The sequence below is a fragment of the Desulfuromonas acetoxidans DSM 684 genome (assembly GCF_000167355.1).
Taxonomy (GTDB): Bacteria; Desulfobacterota; Desulfuromonadia; order Desulfuromonadales; family Desulfuromonadaceae; genus Desulfuromonas; species Desulfuromonas acetoxidans.
On the sequence record NZ_AAEW02000002.1, the window covers coordinates 137,630 to 162,193 of the forward strand.

The window sequence follows — 24,564 nt, forward strand, 5'->3', positions numbered from 1 at the left end:
AAAATGAATACCCTCGCAAGAGGTGAACTATCGATGCGAGCGCCAGGTGCACTGCGTGCCCTTAAAGTTGTATGATAACCGGCAGCACCAATGGACGGCGCTGCAAGCGGCGCTTGAAAAACCGCGTCAGTGTCTGACGAATTTCGATCCGCACATCATCCCAATCCGTTAAAGATGAGAGATGATGCTCGCCGAGCATATCGCGCACCTTCTCGGCCGCCTCGGCCAACAAAACATCGCTGTTCGGCTCAGGCAGGCAACCGCGACTGACCAGCTCCGGCCCATGGAGCAACGTCCCCTTGCTGCGACTCACGGCCAGTACTGCCATCACCGTGCCATGGCGGGCCAGACGATGGCGATCGCGCAGTTCCATCATGCCGACATCGCCAACTCCTTTTCCATCAACCAGCACCCTTCCGGTTTCTACCGGCTCCAACAGCTTCATGCCATGTGCGCTGACCAGCACCGGCTGGCCGTTTTCAACCACCAGGCTGCGCTCTTGTGCTACCCCCACCTGCTGCGCCAGACGCGCATGTTGCATCAGATGGCGGAATTCACCATGGATGGGGATAAAACTCTGGGGTCGTACCAGAGCCAGCAGTTGTTTCAACTCTTCGCGACTGGCATGGCCCGACACATGAACACCACTGGTACGTTGATAATGCACCTCGGCACCGAGCCGGTATAACTGGTTAATCACTGAGGTGATCGCTTTTTCATTGCCGGGAATAAACCGCGACGACAGAATAACGCAATCGTTCTCCTCAATGGCAAACTGAGGATGATCATCTGCAGCCAAGCGTGCCAGGGCACTGCGCGGTTCGCCCTGGCTACCGGTGGTGATCACCGCCACCTGATCGCGCGGATAATCCGCCAGCTGACGCACGTCAATCAGCTCCGATTCCGGGATGGTCAAGGCATCGTAGACACGAGCAACCCCGCAGTTACTCACCATGCTGCGCCCGTACAAAGCCACTTTACGTCCACAGGCCAGAGCGGCATCCACCGCCTGTTGAACCCGGTGAATATTGGATGAGAAGGTGGCGACAAACACCATACCATTCGCCTGCTCCATAATGTCACGAAAGCGTGGTCCCACATCCCGTTCCGACCCAGCGAAGCCGGGCGTTTCCACATTGGTGGAATCCGCCAGTAACAACAGCACACCCTCTTCACCGTATTGGGCCAAGCGGGCGACATCGGTAGACTGGCCATCCAAAGGCGTGGCATCCAACTTGAAATCGCCACTGTGGACGACCAAACCAGCTCCACAACGAACCGCCAGGCCAACACCGTCCGGAACAGAATGCGCAACCCGAAACGGTTCGATGGTAAAGGGCCCCACATCAAAGGTTTCTCGCGGAACAATCTGCGTCATGCTTTGATTAAGGTTCAGCTCAAACTCTTCAAGTTTCTTTTTTAACAGAGCCAGAGTCAACCGCGTCGCAAACAGCGGCGGCCGGCCGAGCTGCTCGTAAAGAAACGGAATCGCCCCGATATGGTCTTCATGTCCATGGGTAATCACCAGGCCACAGATATCCTCACGGCGCTCTTCCAAACAACTGACATCGGGCAACACCAGATCAATGCCCAACATGTGCGCTTCTGGAAACATCAAGCCACAATCGATCAACACAATTTTTCCGGCATACTCCAGAGCCATCATATTAAGACCGATTTCGCCGAGGCCCCCCAGAGGCAGCATCGTCAGTTGATCTGGATTGTGAAGAGAGGTTTGCGTCACAACACTCGCCGGAGATAGAGGTCGGCCCTGCCATTGCCAGAGATTCAACCGTCATGACAGAGCTCACGATAGGGTATTGATTATTCACGGAAAATCATGAACCAACCTGACTCGTCAGTTTAGGTCAGCCGTTAAAACGAGTCAATGGCTTAATCATGGCTGAACAGGCTACAAACAAAAGAGCCTCGACACAGCTGGTCGAGGCTCTTTTGTTTGTAGTGGCAGGGAATAATCGCGGATCAATCCATGCCGAGTTTCAGCACACCATTGCCTGATGGCCTTGCAGCAGAAGCGTTCTCCGTGCGCAGGGTGAAATGGGACAACATCTGTTTGAGCTGTTGCGCCTGTGCGGAAAGCTCTTCGGAGGCCGAGGCACTCTCTTCTGCAGTCGCTGTATTTTGCTGAGTCACCTGATCAATCTGTCCCAACCCCAGGTTGATCTGGCCGATCCCTTGCGCCTGCTCTTCAGCAGCAATGGCAATATCACCAACTAAGGCACTGACTTTATTGACATCCGTCATGATCTCATCAAGAGCCACAGCGGTTTTTTCGGCGATCTCGGTCCCTTTTTCCGTCTTCGATACCGAACCCTCGATCAACTCAGCTGTCTCACCAGCCGCTTTGGCACTGCGCGCCGCCAGATTGCGCACCTCTTCGGCGACAACGGCAAATCCTTTGCCGTGTTGACCGGCCCGCGCCGCTTCAACAGCGGCATTTAAGGCTAACAGGTTGGTCTGAAAAGCAATTTCGTCAATCACCTTGATAATTTTAGAGATATTCTGACCCGACTCATAGATATCGCCCATAGCCGCGACCATCTCTTTCATCTGACCATTACCGCTTTCAGCACTATTTTTAGCTTCATCCGACAAGCGGCTGGCCTCACGGGCATTTTCGGTATTCTGATCGGTTTGAGACGCGACCTGTTGCATGGAACTGGTGACCTGTTCCAGCGAACTGGCCTGCTCTGTCGCCCCCTGCGACAGAGTCTGACTGGAATCAGACACCTGATAACTCCCCGCCGCCACTTGTTCAACACTGATGGACACCTGACCTAGCAAATCATTCAAACTGTTGGTCATGTGTTGCAATGCCAGACCAAGCTGATCCTGTTCTGATGCCAGTTGAACATCGACATCGAGATTACCATGGGCAATTTCTTCGGCGAGACGTGCTTTTTCTTGCAAGCTGTCTGCCATACTGTCCAGAGCTCGGCCCAACTGACCAATCTCATCCTGACTTGTCATCTTCAGGCGGCTGTCGAAACGCCCCTGGGCAATCTCCTCAGCCAGGCGAACCCCACGCAACACCGGCTTGGACAAGCTCGCGGCAAAAAACCACAACAATGCAATTGATACGACGGTCACACCACCACCAATGATCAGCAGCCAGTTGATATTCCGACTTTCACGTTCCGTCAGTTGCTTATTTAACGCATGAGCTTCCGCCATCACCACATCGGAATGAATACGAATCATCACGGCCCACGGCTTGCCGGTGTTGCCCAATCGGATTGGGGCGATCGCTTTAATTTCACCTGTTTCAGTGTTTTGCTCAACAAGGGTACGCCCCTGCTGAATGACCTTCAGGTCGGCAGCGGCATCGTCATCGAACACCTTAAAACTCTGCCCAATCCACTGCGGCTGTTCACTGTGGGCAATAATCAGCCCCTGATTGCTGACAATGATCACTTCACCCTGGCCATCGAACAATTTCTGATCTGCAGCCACAGCGAGTTTCTGGACAAAATCAAGCACATAGTCGGTTCCGGCTACACCGTAAAACGTGCCGTTATGAAGAATAGGCACCGACAATGTGGCCAACCAGACCTTTTTGCCCTGAACAATGTAAGGCAGCGGCCCTAAAACACTCTCCTTATGCGTGGTCTGCGGCACACGATACCAGCCGCCCTTGGCCACCCCATTGGGATGCAGAGCATCAGAATCGTACTCGACCAGATGCTGGACATCAACGCGCCCCTGGTCATCGCGGGTCCAGTACGGTGTAAACCGGCCGGTTTGCGGGTTATTGCCATCCCGCTTAACCCGAAAAGCCTCATCGTTACCATCAATGGCATTGGGTTCCCAACAACTGTAAGTGCCATTGAAGCTCCTGTTGTGCTTGAGCACATTGAGCAAGATGGCATTGGCCGCTTTACGGTCCAATGTTAACAAAGGAACACCCGCGTCATCGACCTGCTTAGACATCTCAAAACTATGCGCCATGGTGCGCGCCGCATTCAACGCGACATCAAACTCCTGCTGAATGCTGAAGGCGGCGACTTTGGCCGACTCCTCCAAGCGCACTTGGGCATTTTCATCCAACAGCCCAGACACTTTTTCGTCAACATATGCCTGTGTATTATGCGTTGCCGTCAGACTGTAGCCGACCAAGATGGCGGCGCACAGCAACAGACACGCTCCCGCCAACAGGGCGATCTTTAATTGAATTGATTTGAATTGCATACGGTTCCTCCCCAAAGATAAGTGATGGGAGCTATGCAATTGCAAAGTCGATACCAAACTTTATTAAAAAATATTACTTGGTTAAAAGCATCTCCAGCCCGCATTTCCAGACCTTCACCACCACGACGGCAGGTGAACGACAACAGCCACACGCTCTATTCCGATACAGTTCGCACCACAAATGATACACAGTGGCGAAATATTGCCACACAAGGGAACTGGCCACACCTCACCTCTTTAAAATCACTCGTCACGCCGCCGCCAAAATTGCCTTTAAGTCATTTGGCCAAACGTGTACACTATTCAATCCAAACACCAAGCCATACCCCTTGCCAAAGAGGGGATTTTGACGAAACAATTTATGCTGGAGGAACAGAACTTATGTCGGTAAACAAGGTGATCCTGGTTGGTAATCTCGGTAAAGACCCTGAACTGCGCTACACCCCCTCCGGTGCCGCTGTAGTCAACTTCTCACTGGCCACCAGCGAAACCTATAAAGACCGCGACGGTAACCGTCAGACGAAAACGGAGTGGCACAACATTGTTGCCTGGCGACAACTGGCGGAAATTTGCGGCAAATACCTGCACAAAGGCAAGCAGATCTACATTGAAGGGGCTCTACAGACCCGCAAATGGCAGGATCGCGACGGCAATGATCGCTACACCACGGAAATTGTTGCCAACCAGATGCAGATGCTCGGTCGCGCCGACGAGAATGGTGGCGGAGGCTATCAGAGTGGTGGTCAAGGTGGCTACGACAACACTTCCGGCCAACAATACGGCGGCCAGCCGCAACAATCCTACAACAACACGGCAGCGCAACCCCAGCAACCGCAACAGCCCCAACAACAGCGGCCACAGCAACAACGTCCGGCACCAGTCTACGAAGAGCCGGTATTCAACCCGGACGACGAGATCCCGTTCTAGTAGAGAGTGTTCTAGAAAAAGCTGAAATAAAGCAACTATCCCCAGTCATTTTATATGGTTGGGGATTTTTTTCAAAAAAATTGACAGCCCCAAACAAAACCTCAGCTTCCCGCATCTGCTCAATGCGCTTTTTGCCACTTTTCGAGGTGGCAAAATGCTACAATAGGAACATTGGCTATTTTTCAAGAGAAAAAGTCCATTTCAGGGAGTACTTCATTGTGACGTTACAGGTTCTGATTGTTGCAGAATTTCCAGTCGTTGAAGAGGGACTTGACTACCTGTTGCGGGACTACCCCGATATCGAAGTTGTCGCAACCGCGAGCAACGGCGTCGAGGGGTTGGAGCAGTTACGAAAAACGCCCATTGATATTGTTGTGCATGACCTCTGTTCCGTCGAACTCGGTGGCCCCGAAGCGATCACCCTTTACCTTGAGGAGAAACCGCAACTCGGCGTCATCGAATACAGCAGCCAATCAGATGAAGTCGCCGTGTTCGAATCGCTCAAAGCCGGTGCCAGAGGCTATGTCCTGAAGAGTTCATCAATTGATGAGCTGGTAAACGCAATTCGCGAAGTTCACCAGGGTGGCTACTTCATCAGTGCGGAGTTAAACCCGGCCATTATCCAATTCTACCTTGACCACCGTGAAAATGCCTCTGACCAGCTCTCCGAATATCAACTACTGACAGACCGCGAAAAGCAGGTCTTCCGTCTGCTGGCCAATGGCAAACAGACCCATGAAATCAGCGAAATTCTCTGCATCAGCCCCAAGACGGTTGCTAAGCATCGCGCCGCGGTCAAGAAAAAATTATCTCTGAACACAACGGCCGAAATGGCCAAATATGCCATCCAGATCGGCGTGATCAATCTGCCTTCCAACGAAGCACCCTCTCCGACACACATCAAATCATCCTAGCCCGAAGCGCAACAAAGCATCCTTAACGGCAACGAGATGCCAACAGCCGGCCCTTGACGATTTGCATAAAAAAGGGAGGCGAAATGCTCCCGGCAAAAGTAGCAAACTGTCCATTGTCACTCTTCCGTCACTTGTTACGCTTTTAAATCATCATGTTATCAGACCGTAACGACGACACGCGTTATTGGCTTTGAATGATTGCGGGCGAGAGCCAGAACCGTCCTGCGCCTGCAGCGTGACACACGCCACACCGTCGGCAATGCTTATTTTCCAAGGAGAGTAACTATGCAGAAACCTTTTCGTGTTCGTTTGGCCACAATCACCCTGGTGCTGCTTCTCGGTGTCTGGTGGGCGTTGGCCTCCGCAGCCACCGGACAAAAAGCCTTTCCGAACGGCCAATACCTGTTGACTGCCAGCGAATTGATGCAACGCCAGAAAAAAGAACCGCTGGTGATTGTTGACGTGCGCACCGATGAAGATTTTGACGGCAAGGTGATTCCCGGAGCGATCCGATTGCCATGGAGCGCATTCCGCAGTGAAGACCCTGCTCGAAATATGGAGGGCCTGTTTGTTGGCCCGGCACAGGCACAACAGATTCTTGGTGAGCACGGCCTGTTTCGTAACGACATGATTGTACTTTACGATTCGGTTGCCAGCGATGGTGGCGCTACCGCGTCATACATTTTCTGGGTTCTCGACATGCTTGGCCATAAAAAGATGGCCATCCTTGAGCGCGGTATCGATGGCTGGCTGGCGGCCGGTGGCAAGGTCGTTAACAAACCACAAAAACGTGAGCCGCTGCTCTACCAGGCTCCAACTGACGAGATTAACCTGCGCCGTAAGGTTGACGAGCAATTCATCCTCCCACGCCTTGGTGATCCCTACTATCAGATTCTCGACGTCCGCTCATCAGGCGAGTATCTCGGACAAACCCTGAACACCGGACTGAATGGGGATCCGCTCAAAGCCGGTCATATCCCGGGGGCATTTAACATCAACTACGAGAACAACTGGGCAGATGCAGAACGCAAGACCCTGAAAAGTTACGCAGATCTGGCCAAGATGTATCAAGGGCTGAACCCGACGGCAGGCGTCATTGCGTACTGTCACTCGGCACGCCGCAGTTCATTCAGTTATTTTGTCCTGCGTCTACTCGGTTTTAAAGATGTTCTGCTCTATGACAACTCCTGGTTCGGCTGGGGGGGACAAGAGCGTTACTATCCGGCTGAAACCACAGTCAATTTGCTGAGTGGGCAAGCCCCTCCTCAGGTTGAGCAAACAGCAAAAGCCGATACAAAAGGACAACAGCCCCCAGCTCAGAACAAAACATCACAGGGGCCGGCATCAGGTAGCCAGAAAAAAGGCTACATTTCCTGTGGAGGTTAACCATGAATAAATCCAACACACCATACTGGTCGATCCTGCCCAGTGCCATTGCCCTGGCGGGCATCATGGTTTTTATTTTTGCCAGCTTCGGTCCCCCGGCATCTTCAAGTGGGTTTGTCACCACGCTCAAGGGACTGTTTCTTGAAATCGCACCCGAATATGTCGCATCCAAAGCCCATTACCGGATGATGCCGGGCCCAGGATCCTGGTTAATGGCTTTCGTGCTCGGCATGGCGATCGGCGGCTTTATCGGCGGACGCAGTTTTAAGCAGCCCATCAGCGATGTACCGCACGCCTGGGAAAAATGCTACGGACCAAGCCGGGGCAAACGTTACCTGGCGACTTTTGTCGGGGGATTCTTGATCCTATTTGGGGCTCGACTGGCCGGTGGTTGCACTCTTGGGCTGTTTCTTTCAGGCTCCACCCAACTTGGAATCAGCGGCCTTTATTTTGGTGCAATCATTTTTTCTGTCGCCATGTTGACCACTCGAATCGTTTACAAGCACAGGAGGCAAACGCATGACTGATGTCTGGATCGGACTTTTTTCCGGGATCGCGTTCGGCTTTGTCATTCAACGAGTCGGCGCGACCAACCCACAGAAGATGGTACTCGCCCACCTGATGAAAGAACGCCACATTCCCCAGTTCATGTTGCTGGTGGTTATCTTTTCCGCCATGGGTCTGTTTGCGCTTCAGGCTACAGGTGTCGGCACCACCCGGGTATTACCAACCAGCCTGGTGGCTACCGGACTCGGCGGCATTCTTTTCGGCATCGGCTGGGGGCTGGCCGGATATTGTCCCGGCACGTGCTGGGCTGCTGTCGGCGAAGGCCGCATGGACGCCATTTTCGCCCTGCTCGGCGGTCTGGTCGGTACAGCGTTTTTTGCCCACCTACATGAATTTTTGGTTCCGGCACTGTATATGCCGACCAATCTCGGACAAATCACCCTGACGGACGGGTTCGGTCACCCTGCTGTTGCACTGGGATTTTTGGTGCTACTGTTCGGTGGCGGCATCCTTTTGATTGGTCGTCTGTGGGGAAGACAAGCATGATCTTTCGAGCGTTGATAGTTGGCCTTCTATTGTTGCCCACAGTCACCATCGCGGCTGAAATGCCGCGAGGTTATTATGCAAAACTGGAAATCAGCGTTGACGGACAACGACTTATCTTCGGCCCTTTTGTCGGCTATTATTTTAAGCCGGTTCACGGCAACGATCTGAAAAAGTTGACATTCCGGTGCTATAACGAACGGCAGTTTTACACCGATCAGCTACCAGCAGGCACCCTGCTGTTCACGGGAGAAGCGCAGTTCAGATCGTTGCCTCAGGTCCGTGATCTCCCCCCACGCAATGCCCGTATTGAACCGGTTTTTTTCGGCAACGCTCCGCAGCAGTGGCTGCAAACACGGCCCGCTCCGAAAAATGAATTTGTTCATTTCCACTCGACCTACAACGCCGCCGGTCCAAGCTACAAGGGCTATTGGTTACGACACCAACCAGCCACGTCGTTCATTTACAATATGGGCGGACGTATCGATCAAGACAGCCCGCTCTACCATCAGGCTGAGCCCGGAGCAGGGCAGAGATTCCCCCACATCATCGAATTTGATGCCGGGCCCGGACCTTATTAATCCCATAAAAAAACGCCGCGGCGCTGACCGTAATGCGCGGCGGCGTTTTTGTCTGTGAACATTTGCTTGATGACCGCTCAGCAGAATATTGAGCGATCACCTTTCGGCTCAACAGCCTGTTAGTGACCGATCGGCTTGTCGGTAAACAGGTATTCCTTCAATTCTTTATTGAACACGTCATCCTGACGACGCAGCCACTCGATAACCATCGCCGCATGCTCAATTTCCTCATCGCGGTTGTGGATAAGAATTTTCTTCAAGGACTCATCCGTGCACACATCCACCCGCTGGTTATACCAGTCGATCGCTTCAAGTTCTTCCATCAATGATTGCAGTGCCCGGTGATACTCTTTGGTTTTTAGCGACAATTCACTCACTGGTTCGTGATAACTATCACTTGCCATTCGACAGATCCTTTCAATTGCTATTCAACATGATTTCACGGTTTCAGAAGGCGGCAATAACGCGACTCGCAGAGTCAATGGCATCTTTGTGGCGCGCTGCCAACCATGTAATCCAACAATAAAAGGACTATTGAAAGTGGGAGGTCGCAGATTTGAGCGCTGCGTTAAAATCACTCCACGCTTTATCGATCCCCTCCTTGAGATCTTCCCATGCATCATCGCTGGCCGCTTTCAGCTCATCAAGTTTATCCTCGGCGAGGTTCCGCTTCATACGCAACGCTTCTAGAGTATCGGCGTAGCTGATCTTTGTTGACGATTCCGCTTTTGCCGCTTTGGCCTTCAAAAGGTCAATTCTGGCATTGAATTCATCCAACTGGGCTTGAAGTTTTTCTTCATAGGCGTGTTTTTTGTCCATAACCAAATCCTCTCGATTGCGTTCAAATGGGTCACAACATGGTAAAAAGTCACTGTCCTCGTGCCACCTAAGCAGGATTGCGCTTAGAACCCAAACTCTTCAAATACAACGAGGGTCATAAAAACTCCTTCTTAGAGAATGTCAAAATCCACTGCAAATCTTTCACTCACGCAAGCCAACAGCACAATGTCCGACGTGCCTGAAAACCGTTTAACAACGGTAAGTCACTGATAAGTTTAACAAGCTGAGCATTTAAAACAACAGAGCGGTTTGCTACTCCTTGGGGTAGCAAACCGCTCTGTTGAGAATCGGGTGGGAATTGATTAAATTTATACAGGCACCAAACGACAATAAAATAGCCCGATCACTCTTCCATCTCGACAGGCTCGTCGCGACCATGGCGACGCAGCAGAAAAATACAAAAAACGAAGCTGAGAATCATGGCAGCCAACAGCCCCAGCTCCAGCATGGTCATACGAAACACTGCGGCATGCTCCGGGGTCGGATTGACCTGCTCAGCGGTGATAATCAAAACACGGCGAATGGCCGCAATAATGCCGACGGCAAGAAAAGGTTCGATAACCAGTTTACGCTTTTTCAAGAAAATACCGACGGTGTGGAGAATTTCAACCAGCATCAAAACCAGCAACAACCCATCAAGAAGCTGAGAGATCTGTTGCCCGATATGGCCGTTGAAACCCTCAAAGAAGTTAAAGACTGAAAAAGCAAGCAGAGTAATGGCTGCAACGATCAGCACAACGGCAGTTGCGATGTAAATCATGTCCTCTGCAGAGGAAAGGCTCTTTTCAACGCGTTCTTGCATGACATCCTTTTCTTAAGAGTGATTGAAAGTTAATTTTTACGTCTGCTAACTCTAACAAGCCCAATACCGACTTTCAACATGCGCAGTGTCCCTCTGAATAGGATCTGCCACCAGCAAAGGATTGCGCCAAATGGGTCAACAAAAGCAGCAACACTCATTTTTCAACCCGGGAGAGAATTGCTGGCAACTGACAAACGCGCAACGCGGAGCCTTCCTGATTGATGGCGAAGCGTATTATCGAGCCGTTGCTGAAGCGTTTGAGCAGGCACGCCATTCCATTTACATCGTCGGCTGGGATGTTGACAGTCGTGTGCGCCTGCGTCGCGACACAAATAACGAAGAGACGTTTGGCCAATTACTAAATCGACTGGCCACGACCCATCCGCAGCTGCAGATCTATGTTCTGGAATGGGACTTCGCTGTCTTTTATTCCCTTGAAAGGGAATTCTGGTCACAGCTCAGCTTTGGCTGGATGACCCACGAACGGGTTCATTTCGAACTCGACGATGCCCATCCGGCCGGAGGATCCCAGCATCAGAAAATTGTTGTCGTCGATGACCAACTGGCGTTTGTCGGTGGTTTTGACCTGGCCAGTTTTCGCTGGGACACATCGGAGCACCTTGCCCAACAGCCACAGCGTCGCGACAATGATCAGAAGTATGGCCCTGTCCATGATATTCAGGTACTCGTGACAGGTGAGGCGGCACAAAAGCTGGCGGACATCGCCCGCTGGCGCTGGCAACGGGCCACGGGAGAAACACCCCCTGCAACCAACACTGAGGCCAACGACTTCTGGCCGGTCAGTGCCGATGTGGACTTTTCCCAACAGCAGGTCGCAATTCTACGCACGCTGCCGGCATACGATGCGCAAAGCGAAGTTCGTGAAATTGAGGAATTTTATGTGCAGGCCATTGAACAGACGGAACAGTATCTCTACCTGGAAAACCAGTATTTAACCTCACACCGAATCGCCATGGCTCTAGAAAACTCGCTACGCCAAACACAGGGGCCTGAACTGGTTATTGTTCTTCCACGCCACTGCCCCGGATGGCTGGAAGAAGAGACCATGGGCATATTACGCATGCGCCTGCATCAGCGGCTTCTTGACGCAGACACCCATCACCGACTGTTGATCTGCTATCCCGACCGAGCTGGTCTCAACGAGGATTTCATCATTGTTCACAGCAAAGTTCTGATTGCTGACGATCAACTGCTGACCATTGGTTCAGCAAACTTGAGCAATCGCTCCATGAGCTTTGACAGCGAGTGCAACTTTGCCCTGGCAGCCGACGGCGACAATAACCGTGCTGCCATTATCCGCGGTCTGCTACATCGCTTACTGGCAGAACATTTAGGCTGCGAAACGCAAAAAATAAATAAAATACTCTCGGAAAATGGCTCTTTGCTGGCAACCATCTCAGAGTTGAGCAACGATGAACGCTGCTTGAAAAAATTACCCCTTGAGGAGACCCCTCTCGAATGGCGTGCTCTGCCGGGGAAATTGATTGCTGATCCTGAAAAGCCAATCGGCTTGGAGCAACTGCTCGATTATTGCGGTATTGCGGTTGAGTCGGACGAAGGGGAAAAACATAGCTATCGTCGCAAAGCGTTATTCTTTTTAATAACGCTACTTATGGCCCTTTTTCTCGGCGGGTTGTGGCGCTGGTCACCGCTTAACCAGTGGCTGAGCGTAGAACACTTATCAACGGCTGCCGATTATGTGCGGCAAAGTCCTTTCAGTGTCCCGATTGTTCTGACGATTTATCTGGTTGCAAGTTTCCTGATGTTTCCAATCAACCTGTTGATTTTGGCAACAGCACTGAGTTTTGACTCGGTGACCGGTTTTTTTCTTGCTCTGAGTGGTAGTCTTATTGGTGGGCTAGGCAGTTATTTTCTGGGACGGTGGCTGGGGCGAGACGCCGTACAAAAACTGGCCGGTAAAAAGATCAACCAGCTCAGTCGCAAATTGGCGCGTCGCGGCTGGCTGACTGTTTCGCTGATCCGCGTTGTTCCGATTGCGCCTTACGCCATTGTCAACATGGCCGCCGGAGCCAGCCATATTTCTGCACGCTCTTTCATCATCGGCACTGCAGTCGGCATGTGTCCAGGCATCCTTGCCATCATTATCTTTGAAGAAGGGCTGGAGCGCGCGCTGCGTAATCCGGACTGGCAAACTCTGTTGCTGGCGTTTGCGGCTCTGCTGGCAGGCGTACTGGTACTCCTGGTAGGCAAAAAACTCCTACTGAAGAAAAGTGAGCACGACAATGACTGACACCTCCTTACGCCTGGCAACCTGGAATATTCACATGGCCGTTGGCAGCGATGGCCAACGCGATCTGTCGCGGATCATAAAAGTGATCCGACAACTCCGCGCCGATGTCATTGGATTGCAGGAAGTGGACAATCAGATCGACAACGACCAAGACGATCTGCACAGACTTGCAACACAGACAGGGCAACAAATCATCGCCGGACCAACCATGAAACGCTCCCGTGGCGACTATGGCAATGCCCTTCTCACCAGCTTGCCAGTCAACAACGTTGAACGCTACGACCTGAGCTTCAAAAACAGAGAACCACGCGGTCTGCTGATCGTTGAACTCGAATGGCAACACAGTCCACTCCACGTTGCCGTAACCCATCTCGGCTTAAGGCCGAGAGAACGTCGTGACCAGGTCCGTCGCCTTTGCACTCACCTGACGGCCAAGGAACGCACCCCTCTGGTTTTGATGGGCGATTTTAACGAGTGGTTCATCTGGGGCCGCCCACTACGAAGGCTGAAACAGCACTTTGGCCCAATCCACTCGCCAGCCACATTCCCATCACGCTGGCCCCTGCTACAGCTTGATCACATACTAACTGAGCCACAGAAATGTCTTGTAAAAAAGGATGTGTATCGCCACACCAGCGTCCGCTATGCGTCGGACCACTTGCCGCTGGTGGCAGAGATCCGCTGATGTCAGACCAGATCTACAGGCTGAAAGAAACCGGATGGAACGTTTTCAACATACTCCCCCTTTAATCAGCTCAAGGGGCTATTTTTCGCCCCAGAGAAACCAAAAAAGAATTTACGTTGTCAAAATAGACAATAAACATAATAATTATTACTATAGACTTTTCAATAGACGCACCTGAACTGTTGCTTGCACCGAATCTTATCCTGAAAGCACCTGTCCCCTATGAAGACACGTGAAAGAATCAAATTGCTGACAGCCGTTAGTTTCGCTGTCTTCGTCTTGGCGATTTATTGCATTTGGGGGTATATCCACGAACGAACTCGGCTGTTGGCGCAAATCGATGAAAAGCTCTATGCCGCAGCGGTGGCTGTTCCTTTCGTTCTCGAAGACGACTTTCATGATCGCGCCGTCGGTGAACACAGCATCAGCTCTGCAGAGGATAACCGCAACATCGATAATCTTTCCAAGCTCAATGACCGTCTCGGCATAAAATTTCTCTACACCGTTATACGTGACCACAACGGAGACTACCGTTTGACCAGCTCAAGTGCCCCCAAAGATGAGCTGGAACACGGCGACGAAGTACGCTACTACACCGCCTATCCCGATGTCAGTGTCACGCTGAAACAGAGCTTTGAAGAATCCCATATCAATTTCAGCCGCCGCAACGAACCATATCACGCGTTGTACGTGCCGGTGTTCAGTGACCGTTGGGGCACCTATCGCTCCATCTTTGTCCCGATACGCACCCCCTCCGGACACACTTACGTTGTCGGTGCCGACCTGGATATCTCCTATGTTACCGCTAGGTTGCGCAACAATACGCTGAAAACGATTTTGAGCTTTGTCATTTTCACCTTGGCGATCCTGCCGATTATTTATGCCTACATCCAGGCCTTGAAGCAGAAAAACCGCGAATACCAGCAGGTCCACCAGCTCTACCTTGATCAATCCAAGCGCTCCATCACAGATCCTCTCACCCGGCTTTACAATCGCTTCAAGCTCGATGAAGAACTCGAAACCGCGTTCAGCCTGTTTCAGAACTACAACCGGACATTTGCTTTAATCATGACCGATCTGGATTATTTCAAAGCCATCAACGACCGCTATGGCCATCAGGTCGGCGATACCGTGTTGCAGAGTATTGCCACCCTGCTCAAAGAATCTTCGCGATCTGCGGATGTTGTCGGGCGTTGGGGCGGCGAAGAGTTTATGATCATCTGCCGCGACGCTGACAGTAACGGTGCCTTCCATCTTGCAGAAAAGCTCAGAACGGAAATTGCCAGCTATGCCCGCAAACATGAATACTCCCTTACTGCGAGTTTTGGCGTCGCGGAGCCACAAACACAACAATCGCTGCCCCAATTATTGCAAAGTGTTGACGAAGCGCTGTATGCCGCCAAACGTGCGGGAAGAAACCAGACGGTCAAAGCCTCCGATGACCTCCGCGCAACGCCCCTTTTCGACACGGACGAGTAAATCCAAGAGGCAGCAATGTTTCATCTAGCGGCCAAGCCCATTTTGAATTCTTAAAGTTAAAGGTTCAAAAAACTCCGCATATAGCCAATAAGCTATATTTTCATTTTATAACGTATTGACTATATTTTTATTTTATAGCTTAATAACTATAAAACATCCAAAACCAAAGGAGGTGGCCATGAGAACCAAAACAACATCCCCGCAAAGCCTTGGTCTCATTTTGCGTGCGGCGCGCAAACGCAAAGGCCTCAGCCAAACAAAAGCCGGAAAATCCGTCGGTATCGATCAGCCCACTTTATCCAAAATTGAACGCGGCGAATCCAATGCCCGTCTCGACACGCTGTTTCGTCTCTTGGCTGCGTTGGATATGGAACTGATCATCAAGCCACGCGAAACCTCCTCAGCAACCGAGGGAGATCGCTGGTAAATGGGCCGCAAACGACACGGATCAGAGCTGTTCATTTTTATGAACGGCGAAAAAGTGGGCCAGCTCACCCGCACTGCCGGCGGCAGACTGGAATGCCGCTATGCCGACTCCTGGCTGAACAGTAGCGCGGGACGCGGACTCTCCTTGTCCATGCCACTGACCGACCAGGTCTACTCCGGCCAGGTCGTCGAAAATTACTTCGACAACCTGCTTCCCGACAGTCAACCGATCCGTGACCGTATCCAGAAACGTTTTGCTGCCCAATCCAATCGCGGCTTTGATCTGTTGTGGCACATCGGCCGCGATTGTGTCGGCGCCATTCAACTCCTCCCGGAAGACCGCGCGCCGGATGTACACCACATCGAAGCGGAACCTCTCACGGACGATGACATTGCCCAAACTCTGAAAAACTACGCCACCATGCCGCTGGGCATGCAGCAAGACAAAGACTTCCGCATTTCCATCGCCGGAGCTCAGGAAAAAACCGCACTGCTTAACCACCATGGCCAATGGCACCGTCCACTAGGAGCAACACCGACCAGTCACCTGTTCAAACTGCCCATTGGCCGTATTGACCACAGCGGCATGGACTTAAGCGACAGCGTTGAAAATGAATGGCTGTGCCTGGCTATCCTCACGGCCTACGGCCTACCTACTGCGCACAGTAAAATTATGAATTTTGCAGGCACGAAAACCCTGGTTGTCGAACGCTTTGACCGCCGCTGGTCCACGGACAACTCCTGGCTAATCCGCCTGCCGCAGGAAGATATGTGTCAGGCTCTCAACGTACCGCCGGCCCTGAAATACGAATCCGATGGCGGCCCCGGCATTGAAGCGATCATGACCTTGCTGCTGGGCTCAGCGCGCAGCCTGGAAGACCGCCGCACCTTTATGACCCAGGTGTTCCTGTTCTGGCTACTCGGCGCCATTGACGGCCACGGCAAAAACTTCAGCATTGCCTTGGGACCTGGAGGATCTTTTCAACTCACCCCGGCCTATGATGTCATTTCCGCCTATCCCCTGATCGTCCAAAAACAGCTCAATCAAAAACGGCTGACCATGGCCATGTCGCTCCAGGGAAAAAACAGCCATTATCACTGGGAGCGGATGTTTCGTCGCCATTGGCTGGCCACGGCCAAACGGTGTAAATTCCCCGCGGAAGAGATGAACCGCATCATGGATGAAACGCTCGAAAGATTGGATGGTGCGATTGAGCAGGTGGAGAACATGCTGCCCCAAGGCTTTCCCGAGGAGATTGCAGCGTCTCTCTTTGAGGGGATGAGAAAAGCACGGGATCGGATGGATTGATGAGATGGAGATTGCTAAATTTCTATTTTCAACGTGGCCGCACCAAAAGTCTCAACACCGTTGAGAGAATTACCCTCCTTGCTTCACTCATGCCCTTAAAGACAATTATGTGCCGGAGCCCTACAGATCTTAAACCCCTTGATCGCGATGTGAAAAAAGCCGCACAAAAATCCCTGCATCGCGTGCTGCCGTGTCGAGACAACGACGACGAGGTGATGGAGTATACCGCCACAGATTGCCAAAAACAATGGCCGCCGCTGGACAAAAAAACACCTGCAACGAAGTTGCATACGTTGGCAACAGAGGAAAAGGGGCGTGACGAGTAAAACACCTGCTCAACAGCTACTTACCCGATCTCTAGAGGATTATTTTCACCAATATCGTTCTGCAAACCACTGGCGGCATCAAGCTCAAAGCCACCTTGAAGGACAAAATCATGCAGCAAATTGGCGGCTTTGATATTCACTTTAAATGCCGGAAGGGCTTGGCCTTCAAGCTCTTCAAAATAGTCTTTGGCTTTTTGTCTGTCGATCGTTGCCACAAGGTTATCAAAGCGGCCGTATTCATTCAGATTGGCTTCTGTGGTGTTGGTGTTCATCAACGTGGTGAGTTGGTCGGCATCAACACCCAAAGATTCAACAAGGGCTTCAACTTCCCTGTTCTTTGCCTTGGCTTGGTAGTCGGTCAGGTAATCGCGGAAGCTACGCTGCGGATCGATCTCAACGTCGCCACGCTGGATATCATGCAGAAAGATTGCGGCAATCTTTTGCTGTTCCTGCGAGAGCGAAGAAAACGAGCGTTGCAACTCAATCAGCGTTGCCTCCAGTGCCTCAGCGTCACCACCATTCTGCAAGACTTTGAGGTATTTCTCGAAACGCGAGTTCATGTAATCGGCATCGATCTTACCGGTGTCGATCTCGGTAATGTGACTGTCGATATCGAAAGGAACGTCATCACCAGCGCCACCACCGCCGTTGGCCAGCTCTTTATAACGTTGCAGCAGCGTCAGATATTGCTGGTGAGAGATATCTAGCGTTATCGTCAGACCACCTTCAAATTCATAGATGGTTTTCTCCCAGGTAAAGCCCTGTATTTTCGCCGCCTCGAGAATAGCGCTGAATTCCTGAAAACATTTGGCAAAAGCAGCCCGTTCACTCTGATCATCCGGCAGTTTTTTGAAATCATCGATACCTGCATCAGTGAAAATTGCCGCAATCTCGGCAAAAACCCCATTCATCCGTTCGAGATTTATCGGCAAACGGTTTGCAAAAAGACCTATAGGTTTATCACCGGAATAGAGTTTTACCGCAGCATCGACATTGCGTTTCATGGTGTGCGGTCTACGGTAATAGCGGACGGTGCCAAACGGCTTATCCGGCCCAAACAAACGATTTGTTCGGGAAAAGGCCTGAATGATATTCTCATATTTCAGCACCTTATCCAGATAAAGGGTGTTCACCCATTTTGAATCAAAACCAGTAAGCATCTGGTCCACGACAATCAGCAGATTAAGCTGTTTGTTCGGCTCATTGGCAATACGCTTATAGGATTCTTTGTGAGCAAGCCTGTTGGCGATATCTTTTTTAAACTTCCCGTGGCTGCCCAAATCAAAATTTTGCCCATACGCCTGATTATAATCCTTCAGCAGCTCTACAAGCCCGTCAGTTTTAAAAACAGGATCACAGCCACCATCTTCATCACTGATATGCGGATCAAACAGCGCGGTAATTTTTAAGTCTGGGAATCTCGCTTTGAACCGTCGGTAATATTCAATCGCCTCTTGAATGCTGCTGGTGGCAAAAATTGCGTGGAATTTTCCGCCCTGACTCAGAGTAGGCCAATTGTCGGCAATATCCTGAACCACCGCTTCGCGATGTTCATCACGGCGGTATTGGCTATTAAGCAGATAATCTTCAATTCCTTTTTGGTAAACGCCTAAACCATCCCGGTAGCCCGCCATCGGCACATCATTCATATAGCGATTAAAGATCTTCTTTTTCTTCGGATCAGCAAAGGCTTCTTGCGGTGTAACGGCTTTGGCTCTTTCCAGGGCGACGGCCTGACGCACATCCCGGTCGCGGTAGGTGGCGACTTGGTAAGGATCAAAGCCCAACACGTTCTTATCGCGGATGCCATCGGCAATGCTGTAACGGTGCAACTCATTGCCGAACACATCGGTGGTGGTGTTGTCTTTGCGAGTATTTTCCTTGTGAATGGGCGTACCGCTAAAGCCAAAGAACACCGCGCCTTTGAAGCTGTGTTTAATATCGATCAGCATGTCGCCAAAGGTCGAACGGTGACACTCATCGATGATAAACACAATGCGCTGAGCACGGATTTTTTCCAGATCGTGCGCGTTCAAACCACCCTCTTCATCCTTAAGTCGGCTCATTTTCTGGATGGAGGTCACAATCAGGGTATCGGCCGGGTCGGTGCTTTTGAGTTTCGTCACCAGAATGCCGGTATGTTCGGTCGCCTGCACCGTATTGCCATCACCGGCAAAGTCCCGATAGGCTTCAAAAGTCTGTGTGCCCAGCTCGACGCGATCCAGCAAAAAAACCACCTTATCCGCATCCTTGGAGTTGGCGATCAACTGAGCGGACTTGAAGCTGGTCATGGTTTTACCCGAGCCGGTGGTGTGCCAGATGTAGCCACCAAGGCGGTTGGGATTTTTCCAGTCCGTCTTCGCCACCTGATCGGAAATGGCATGGGCGGCATAATACTGATAGCTGCGCATCACTTTCAGCACACCGTCGGACTCATCCGCCACGGTGTAAAAACCAATCAACTGGTGCGCCATAGGGATGGAGAGCAAGCCGGAGGTAAACGCCTTCCAGTCGTTAATCGGCTCGTTGTTAAAGTCCGCCCAGTGAAAAGCGTAATCTTTATTAAAAACACCGTCCGGCCCAGGATTGGCAAAATAAAGTGCCTCTTGTGGTTCCATGGCAACAAACAGCTGCACCAGGGAAAACAGACCAGTAAAAATCCCCTCACGGGAATACTTCTGAATCTGGTTATAGGCCTGACTCACCGGCACACCGCTTTTTTTCAGCTCGATGTGAATCACCGGCATGCCATTGATCAACAACAGCAGATCACCACGGCGGTCGTTGAGAATCTTGGAACCACGAGCAAAACGCGGCTGTTGGACAATCTGGTAGCGACTCTGCCCCGCAGCGATCTCGTGGCGATCGTAAATTTTCAGGCTGACTTCCTTACCGAAGTGCAAGGTGTCATCCGGGTTGTCGCGGGTAATGGCAACGGTCTTGCCATTGATAAAGCCGTTCAACTTCAGTGGAGTGCGCAGCTCAATCACCTGCTCCATGATCTGCTGCATTTCGCTCTCCGTCAGTGGGACATCATTGAGCCGGTCCACCCCGCGATTATTCTCAAACAGGATGGTAGCCCAGTTTTCCAGCAGCTCTTTTTCGCTTGGATTCTTAATCACCTGCGACTCCCAGCCGCGCTGGGACAACTCATGGATAACGGCCTGCTCAAAGTCGGCCTCTTTGGAAAACGTGGTCATGCGTTCAGTCCTTGGTTTAATTTCATGGCGTGCAATTTATACAAACATCTTCCCCAGACAGGCTGATTTGATCTGTTTTAGTTTTTTCAGCTGGGTGGCGTGTTGTGAGATCAGCGCGTCGAATTTGCGGAAATAAGTACCAATTTTTTTTTGTTCGGTAACCGATGGCACTAGAAAAGTATATTCTGAATACTCTTTCGCATTAATTCCGGGTTGTCCAGACCTCTGAGAGGTAATCGTCACAAAGTTTTCATAGTTGCTAGACAATGTTGTATAAAAAATGAAATCAGTGGATTCAGTATTTGACACTCTGGCACGAATTAAAAAACCTGCAAAGAAGACCCTCCCGTCAATTTCTCTGTAGAGATAGGTCTTTCCTACGGAAGCACCAGTTCGAGCGAACAAAATATCTCCTTCGCACAATAAATAGTTCTGAGAACTTGGGAGGTCCGCCTCTGGTGAAGTGAGATCTGTTTGGGAGAAACAGCGAGAAAATTCATCAATATCTGTAATGCGAATATATTTATTTCTACCATCATATTTTTTTGCTGCAGCGTTCAGCCCGTAGTCGAATGAATTACAAACATCACGCAGCTTTTTCTTTTCCCAATCCCCCTCAAAACCATTAAAGCGAATTTCTGGGGTAGAAGCACCATCTTGCGGAAACATCTTTTGCAGCATCGCCTGTTTCAGCGTGACCAATTTGTCGTGCTTGCGCTGATGCAGCTCAATTATTCGATCAAGCTTTTTGAAATAGGTGCCAATTTTTGTTTGTTCTTCATAAGGAGGAAAAAAAACGTTAAATCGTTTAATATCAGTGGCAAGAATATGTTTGATTGTATTGCCAGTAGTTATATTTCCAATATCTTGTTTAGCCCTATATGTCTGAAAATAAAAATTCAAATAATAAGGGCAGCTTTTTTTTAATGGTTTGGATATAATTATTAGAGCGTGCGCTGCGGAGTTGTTAAGTTCATTCGGAATGACTGCAGTGTGCCCAACATGTCCAGATTGAACCATTACAATATCATTTGTTCTTAGCCAGTTTTTTTCTTGTTTAAAATAAAATTCTTCATCAATAAAAATTTCTGTTTTTCTATTTATTTTCCCATTTTTCACATTATTTGATTGAAGATAAAAATAACCATTTTTCGTGTAATAAGGTGTTGCTGTACCTACGAATGCATTTCTTATTTTTGTATAAATTTCACCTAAAGGATTCTCGGTCCACCCATTCACATAGCCAAGAAACCGAATCTCTGGCACATTACTATCCTTTTTATTCGCCATCGTATCCGCCCCTCAGAAGAATTTTCAGTTCAGCGAGACCTTTCAGATCAAACTCATTGCCATCCAGCTCGTCGATCATGTCGGCGAGTTCTTCTTCCGTCTGCTGAATCTCACGGGCATTGTCTGAGTAAGTGATTTGGTACTTTTCTACCAGCGCTTGCAGTCTGGTCGTTAAGGTATCAACCTGCTGACCGGGTAACTGGTGAAGAACGATATTGAGTGGCGTAATCCACTTGTGTTCCAGCAGTTCGTTCACCTGTGCATCACTTAAACTTTCAATGGTCTTCTTGGTCAGCAGATGCAGAGCATCGGCGTCTTTTTTGACAGCGGCTTTAAGGGTTTTCTCTTCAGCAATCCAGTTGGCAACTTGAATAATTTTGCCTTCGAACGTGTCTGCATTAAATCCCCCGGACTTTTTTGACTCGGCTCTCAGCTGTTTTGCCTCTTTGGTGACAGCGGAATTGACAAACTTCTCGCCGGATTCATGCACGAATTCCTGCGCAATGGCGCTTTCCTTTTCCTCTTCGCTGAAACTCTCCAAGGTTTCCTCAAAGGATGCACTGATTTCACTCAGTCGGTTTTCTTTATCGCGCAGCGCATCCAGCTGCGGTTTCAGGTAAGTCGTTTGCACCAGCTCAAAAGGCATAATACGGCCTTTCCAGCCCTCTTGCACTTCAACGTCCTTACCGTTTTTCTTTTTAATCACCAGGTTCGGCTCCACCACACGAGAGGCTTCAAAACCTTCGGTCTGGAGAATTTCAAGGTCGATGGCGATTTGTTGCCAGTGATCGTCCAGCAACTGGTACGCCTGGTATTTGTCAATCAGCGGTAACGGCTCAAGACGGGTGAAAATTTCCTCTCCCATGCGAGATTCCTGGCGTGGGACGTGGAGCGTCAACATGCTGTCGATCAGCTCACCCCGCAAATAGCCGGGAAAATCGGCAAAAACTTCGGCAAACCGTGCTTCAAAGTTCTGCACTTCGACATGTTCGCGAATACCCTGAGCAAGATCATCCACCTTGAGGGCCACATAAGGCGTGCCATCATCACTAAAGAGTACGTCACGCAAGCCGGGAAAGGCCTGCCAATAGTCGTTTAAAACGTCTAGCTCGCTTTGTGGAATGCCACCGAACATGGAGGCATAGAGATCCCACCTTTCCGCAGGTTCGGAGGAATCCACATAGCGGGGAATATTGAGGTTGTAATCGTTTTCCCGAATCTCTTTTTTGCTGACTAGACGGCTGTAGCACGGGACGCTTTGCCGCTTAATGACGGTATCGCAGATTTTTTTGATGTCGCAGGCGCGCAGTTTGTTGTTTTTGCCCTCTTTGGCAAAGCCCTTGGAAGCATCAACAATAAGCACATCATTTTTTTGGCGTTTTTGCTTGAGTACCAGAATGATGGTGGGGATACCGGTGCCAAAGAAAATATTGGCCGGCAAACCAATAATGGTATCGAGATGATTGTCCTCAATCAGGTTCTTACGGATTTCTCCTTCTTCCCCGCCGCGAAACAGCACACCGTGAGGCAAAACAATGGCCATGATACCATCAGGCTTCAGGTGGTAAAGATCATGCAGCAAAAAGGCATAGTCGGCTTTGGATTTGGGCGCAAGGCCAAAACGGGAGTAACGCGGGTCGCTGTCCTTGTGGTCAGGGTCCCATTGTTGCGAGTACGGTGGATTTGATACCACGGCATCAAGATAGAGTGGTTCGTAAGAGTTGACGGGATCGTTGTCGTCAAAAAAAGGCCAGTCATCCTCCAATGTATCGCCGTTGCGCGTGACGATATTCGTCGGCAGGATACCGCGCATTACAAGATTCATGCGCGTAAGGTTGTAGGTGTTTTCTTTCAATTCCTGAGCAAAGTATTTGATCGTGCCTTGATTGCCCATGTGCTTGGCAATGGATTTACCGATATTGAGCAGCAACGAGCCGGAGCCGCTGGTGGAGTCGTAAATATCGATTTTCTCTTTGCCCTTAACGTGATCGGCAATGATCTCAGACATGAGCACGGAAACCTCGTGCGGCGTGTAAAACTCACCGGCCTTTTTGCCCGCATTGGCGGCAAACATGCTGATCAGATACTCGTAGATAAAGCCGAGGACATCGTATCCCTGGCGGCCATCCATCGGGATATCTTTAATCAGCTGAATAAGTTCACTGATGGCCTTGGTCTGTTTGGCCGCCGTGTCGCCAAGTTTGCTTAGGCCGGTTTCCAGAGTCTTAAAGATGCCCTCAAACAGGTCTTTATGGTCAGTATGAATGAGGCGACTGAACGCAGACAGAGCATCACGCACATGGGCAACCTCGAAGTCGCCACCCTGCTCAATCCAGGTCGAAAACAGATGCTCGTGGGCGATAAAGTACCCCAAGTTGCGTTTGATAAAATCGACCGTTTCTGTGTCGTCTTCTGAGAGTGCACGAATGTCCTCTGCACTGAAGTCCTGACTTTTTGCGAACTGTTCCAGCTTGTCTGAGAGGTATTTATAAAAGATAAAGCCGAGGATGTAGTCTTTATATTCGTTCGCCTCAATTTTTGACCGCATCTGATTGGCGGATTCCCAAATTTTGGCGGCGAGTTGTTGTTTATTCACGAAAGGTCCTTTTGAAAAAAATATTTAAGCTTAGATTGGTATATCTGACGAGATCTTTGCTGGCAATGAAGCTCTCGGCAGCATGAGGAAGTAAGCCCGAGAGCCTCGCCCAATAAAGTGGAGTTCACCCATAAAGAACGTTAATAGATAAATATGGTAGCAGGATCGTAACCCTCTCACCGCTACAAAAGCCAGTATAATGACAAGGGTTCAAATCATTTACAAAACAACAAATTTCAAGCTACTTAAAGAGGAATCAATAATCAACACCT

General features: G+C 50.4%; 20 protein-coding genes. 12 read left to right on the forward strand and 8 right to left on the reverse strand.

Features of this window, described 5'->3' with window-relative positions:
* Positions 1 to 61 precede the first annotated feature (61 nt).
* Together DACE_RS01985 and DACE_RS01990 are read right to left on the reverse strand one after the other, a co-directional pair.
* Positions 62 to 1,705: a ribonuclease J gene (locus DACE_RS01985; RefSeq protein ID WP_005997911.1), complete on the reverse strand. Its 1,644-nt coding sequence runs from the start codon at positions 1,703 to 1,705 to the stop codon at positions 62 to 64.
* Positions 1,706 to 1,983: 278 nt separating this feature from the next.
* The gene (locus DACE_RS01990) at positions 1,984 to 4,209 is read right to left on the reverse strand and encodes a methyl-accepting chemotaxis protein (RefSeq protein WP_005997912.1); all 2,226 of its coding nucleotides are present in this window, start codon (positions 4,207 to 4,209) and stop codon (positions 1,984 to 1,986) included.
* A gap of 381 nt (positions 4,210 to 4,590) precedes the next feature.
* Here DACE_RS01990 and DACE_RS01995 point away from each other — a divergent pair, with 381 nt between their 5' ends.
* The 6 genes from DACE_RS01995 to DACE_RS02020 all read left to right on the forward strand — a co-directional run bounded on the left by DACE_RS01995 (position 4,591) and on the right by DACE_RS02020 (position 9,067).
* Positions 4,591 to 5,136: a single-stranded DNA-binding protein gene (locus tag DACE_RS01995; RefSeq protein ID WP_005997914.1), complete on the forward strand. Its 546-nt coding sequence runs from the start codon at positions 4,591 to 4,593 to the stop codon at positions 5,134 to 5,136.
* 218 nt (positions 5,137 to 5,354) lie between these two features.
* Positions 5,355 to 6,050: a LuxR C-terminal-related transcriptional regulator gene (locus tag DACE_RS02000; RefSeq protein ID WP_040365901.1), complete on the forward strand. Its 696-nt coding sequence runs from the start codon at positions 5,355 to 5,357 to the stop codon at positions 6,048 to 6,050.
* Positions 6,051 to 6,335: 285 nt separating this feature from the next.
* A complete protein-coding gene (locus DACE_RS02005; RefSeq protein ID WP_005997916.1) occupies positions 6,336 to 7,436 on the forward strand; it encodes a sulfurtransferase in 1,101 nt (366 codons plus the stop codon).
* 2 nt (positions 7,437 to 7,438) lie between these two features.
* Positions 7,439 to 7,963, forward strand: a complete 525-nt coding sequence (locus DACE_RS02010) for a YeeE/YedE thiosulfate transporter family protein (protein WP_005997917.1) — start codon at positions 7,439 to 7,441, stop codon at positions 7,961 to 7,963.
* On the forward strand, positions 7,956 to 8,489 hold the full coding sequence (locus tag DACE_RS02015) for a DUF6691 family protein (protein ID WP_005997918.1): 534 nt from the start codon (positions 7,956 to 7,958) through the stop codon (positions 8,487 to 8,489). Before DACE_RS02010 ends, DACE_RS02015 begins: the two co-directional genes overlap by 8 nt.
* Positions 8,486 to 9,067 carry a hypothetical protein gene (locus DACE_RS02020; RefSeq protein WP_005997919.1) on the forward strand — a complete coding sequence of 194 codons (582 nt, stop codon included), beginning with the start codon at positions 8,486 to 8,488 and terminating at the stop codon, positions 9,065 to 9,067. The genes DACE_RS02015 and DACE_RS02020 overlap by 4 nt, the downstream gene beginning before the upstream one ends.
* 119 nt (positions 9,068 to 9,186) lie before the next feature.
* On the opposite strand, the gene DACE_RS02025 is transcribed toward DACE_RS02020, so the two are convergent.
* From DACE_RS02025 to DACE_RS02035, 3 genes are all read right to left on the reverse strand, one after another.
* Positions 9,187 to 9,471 carry an encapsulin-associated ferritin-like protein gene (locus tag DACE_RS02025; RefSeq protein WP_005997920.1) on the reverse strand — a complete coding sequence of 95 codons (285 nt, stop codon included), beginning with the start codon at positions 9,469 to 9,471 and terminating at the stop codon, positions 9,187 to 9,189.
* Positions 9,472 to 9,598: 127 nt separating this feature from the next.
* Entirely contained in the window at positions 9,599 to 9,886 is a 288-nt protein-coding gene (locus DACE_RS02030) for a sll1863 family stress response protein (protein WP_005997922.1), read from the reverse strand.
* A 364-nt stretch (positions 9,887 to 10,250) separates the two neighbouring features.
* Positions 10,251 to 10,709, reverse strand: a complete 459-nt coding sequence (locus DACE_RS02035; protein WP_005997924.1) for a phosphate-starvation-inducible PsiE family protein — start codon at positions 10,707 to 10,709, stop codon at positions 10,251 to 10,253.
* Positions 10,710 to 10,839: 130 nt separating this feature from the next.
* Here DACE_RS02035 and DACE_RS02040 point away from each other — a divergent pair, with 130 nt between their 5' ends.
* From DACE_RS02040 to DACE_RS02065, 6 genes are all read left to right on the forward strand, one after another.
* Positions 10,840 to 12,981 carry a VTT domain-containing protein gene (locus DACE_RS02040; protein WP_005997926.1) on the forward strand — a complete coding sequence of 714 codons (2,142 nt, stop codon included), beginning with the start codon at positions 10,840 to 10,842 and terminating at the stop codon, positions 12,979 to 12,981.
* The gene (locus DACE_RS02045; protein ID WP_005997928.1) at positions 12,974 to 13,666 is read left to right on the forward strand and encodes an endonuclease/exonuclease/phosphatase family protein; all 693 of its coding nucleotides are present in this window, start codon (positions 12,974 to 12,976) and stop codon (positions 13,664 to 13,666) included. Before DACE_RS02040 ends, DACE_RS02045 begins: the two co-directional genes overlap by 8 nt.
* Positions 13,667 to 13,993: 327 nt before the next feature.
* Positions 13,994 to 15,145, forward strand: coding sequence for a GGDEF domain-containing protein (locus tag DACE_RS17755; protein ID WP_198912507.1), 1,152 nt, complete (start codon positions 13,994 to 13,996; stop codon positions 15,143 to 15,145).
* A 178-nt stretch (positions 15,146 to 15,323) separates the two neighbouring features.
* Positions 15,324 to 15,572 (forward strand): helix-turn-helix domain-containing protein, encoded by a 249-nt coding sequence (locus DACE_RS02055; RefSeq protein ID WP_005997933.1) that lies wholly within the window; start codon positions 15,324 to 15,326, stop codon positions 15,570 to 15,572.
* Positions 15,573 to 16,880, forward strand: coding sequence for a type II toxin-antitoxin system HipA family toxin (locus DACE_RS02060; RefSeq protein ID WP_005997936.1), 1,308 nt, complete (start codon positions 15,573 to 15,575; stop codon positions 16,878 to 16,880). It begins immediately after the preceding gene.
* A 149-nt stretch (positions 16,881 to 17,029) separates the two neighbouring features.
* Positions 17,030 to 17,206, forward strand: a complete 177-nt coding sequence (locus DACE_RS02065; RefSeq protein WP_162013578.1) for a hypothetical protein — start codon at positions 17,030 to 17,032, stop codon at positions 17,204 to 17,206.
* 20 nt (positions 17,207 to 17,226) lie between these two features.
* Here the strand turns inward: DACE_RS02065 and DACE_RS02070 are convergent, their stop codons facing one another.
* The 3 genes from DACE_RS02070 to DACE_RS02080 are packed head-to-tail and all read right to left on the reverse strand — an operon-like array spanning position 17,227 to position 24,292.
* On the reverse strand, positions 17,227 to 20,406 hold the full coding sequence (locus DACE_RS02070; RefSeq protein ID WP_005997940.1) for a type I restriction endonuclease subunit R: 3,180 nt from the start codon (positions 20,404 to 20,406) through the stop codon (positions 17,227 to 17,229).
* Between the two features lie 36 nt (positions 20,407 to 20,442).
* Entirely contained in the window at positions 20,443 to 21,696 is a 1,254-nt protein-coding gene (locus DACE_RS18400) for a restriction endonuclease subunit S (RefSeq protein WP_005997942.1), read from the reverse strand.
* Positions 21,686 to 24,292: a type I restriction-modification system subunit M gene (locus DACE_RS02080; protein WP_005997945.1), complete on the reverse strand. Its 2,607-nt coding sequence runs from the start codon at positions 24,290 to 24,292 to the stop codon at positions 21,686 to 21,688. The genes DACE_RS18400 and DACE_RS02080 overlap by 11 nt, the downstream gene beginning before the upstream one ends.
* Positions 24,293 to 24,564 lie beyond the last annotated feature (272 nt).

What these genes read in the sequence shown, in the direction of transcription:
- DACE_RS02040 (WP_005997926.1), top strand. Translation starts at nt 10,840, where the DNA reads ATGGGTCAACAAAAGCAGCAACACTCATTTTTCAACCCGGGAGAGAAT.
- DACE_RS18400 (WP_005997942.1), bottom strand. Translation starts at nt 21,696, where the DNA reads ATGGCGAATAAAAAGGATAGTAATGTGCCAGAGATTCGGTTTCTTGGC.
- DACE_RS02035 (WP_005997924.1), bottom strand. Translation starts at nt 10,709, where the DNA reads ATGCAAGAACGCGTTGAAAAGAGCCTTTCCTCTGCAGAGGACATGATT.
- DACE_RS02015 (WP_005997918.1), top strand. Translation starts at nt 7,956, where the DNA reads ATGACTGATGTCTGGATCGGACTTTTTTCCGGGATCGCGTTCGGCTTT.
- DACE_RS02005 (WP_005997916.1), top strand. Translation starts at nt 6,336, where the DNA reads ATGCAGAAACCTTTTCGTGTTCGTTTGGCCACAATCACCCTGGTGCTG.
- DACE_RS01990 (WP_005997912.1), bottom strand. Translation starts at nt 4,209, where the DNA reads ATGCAATTCAAATCAATTCAATTAAAGATCGCCCTGTTGGCGGGAGCG.
- DACE_RS02060 (WP_005997936.1), top strand. Translation starts at nt 15,573, where the DNA reads ATGGGCCGCAAACGACACGGATCAGAGCTGTTCATTTTTATGAACGGC.
- DACE_RS02020 (WP_005997919.1), top strand. Translation starts at nt 8,486, where the DNA reads ATGATCTTTCGAGCGTTGATAGTTGGCCTTCTATTGTTGCCCACAGTC.
- DACE_RS01985 (WP_005997911.1), bottom strand. Translation starts at nt 1,705, where the DNA reads ATGCTGCCTCTGGGGGGCCTCGGCGAAATCGGTCTTAATATGATGGCT.
- DACE_RS02055 (WP_005997933.1), top strand. Translation starts at nt 15,324, where the DNA reads ATGAGAACCAAAACAACATCCCCGCAAAGCCTTGGTCTCATTTTGCGT.
- DACE_RS02045 (WP_005997928.1), top strand. Translation starts at nt 12,974, where the DNA reads ATGACTGACACCTCCTTACGCCTGGCAACCTGGAATATTCACATGGCC.
- DACE_RS02030 (WP_005997922.1), bottom strand. Translation starts at nt 9,886, where the DNA reads ATGGACAAAAAACACGCCTATGAAGAAAAACTTCAAGCCCAGTTGGAT.
- DACE_RS01995 (WP_005997914.1), top strand. Translation starts at nt 4,591, where the DNA reads ATGTCGGTAAACAAGGTGATCCTGGTTGGTAATCTCGGTAAAGACCCT.
- DACE_RS02010 (WP_005997917.1), top strand. Translation starts at nt 7,439, where the DNA reads ATGAATAAATCCAACACACCATACTGGTCGATCCTGCCCAGTGCCATT.
- DACE_RS02070 (WP_005997940.1), bottom strand. Translation starts at nt 20,406, where the DNA reads ATGACCACGTTTTCCAAAGAGGCCGACTTTGAGCAGGCCGTTATCCAT.
- DACE_RS02025 (WP_005997920.1), bottom strand. Translation starts at nt 9,471, where the DNA reads ATGGCAAGTGATAGTTATCACGAACCAGTGAGTGAATTGTCGCTAAAA.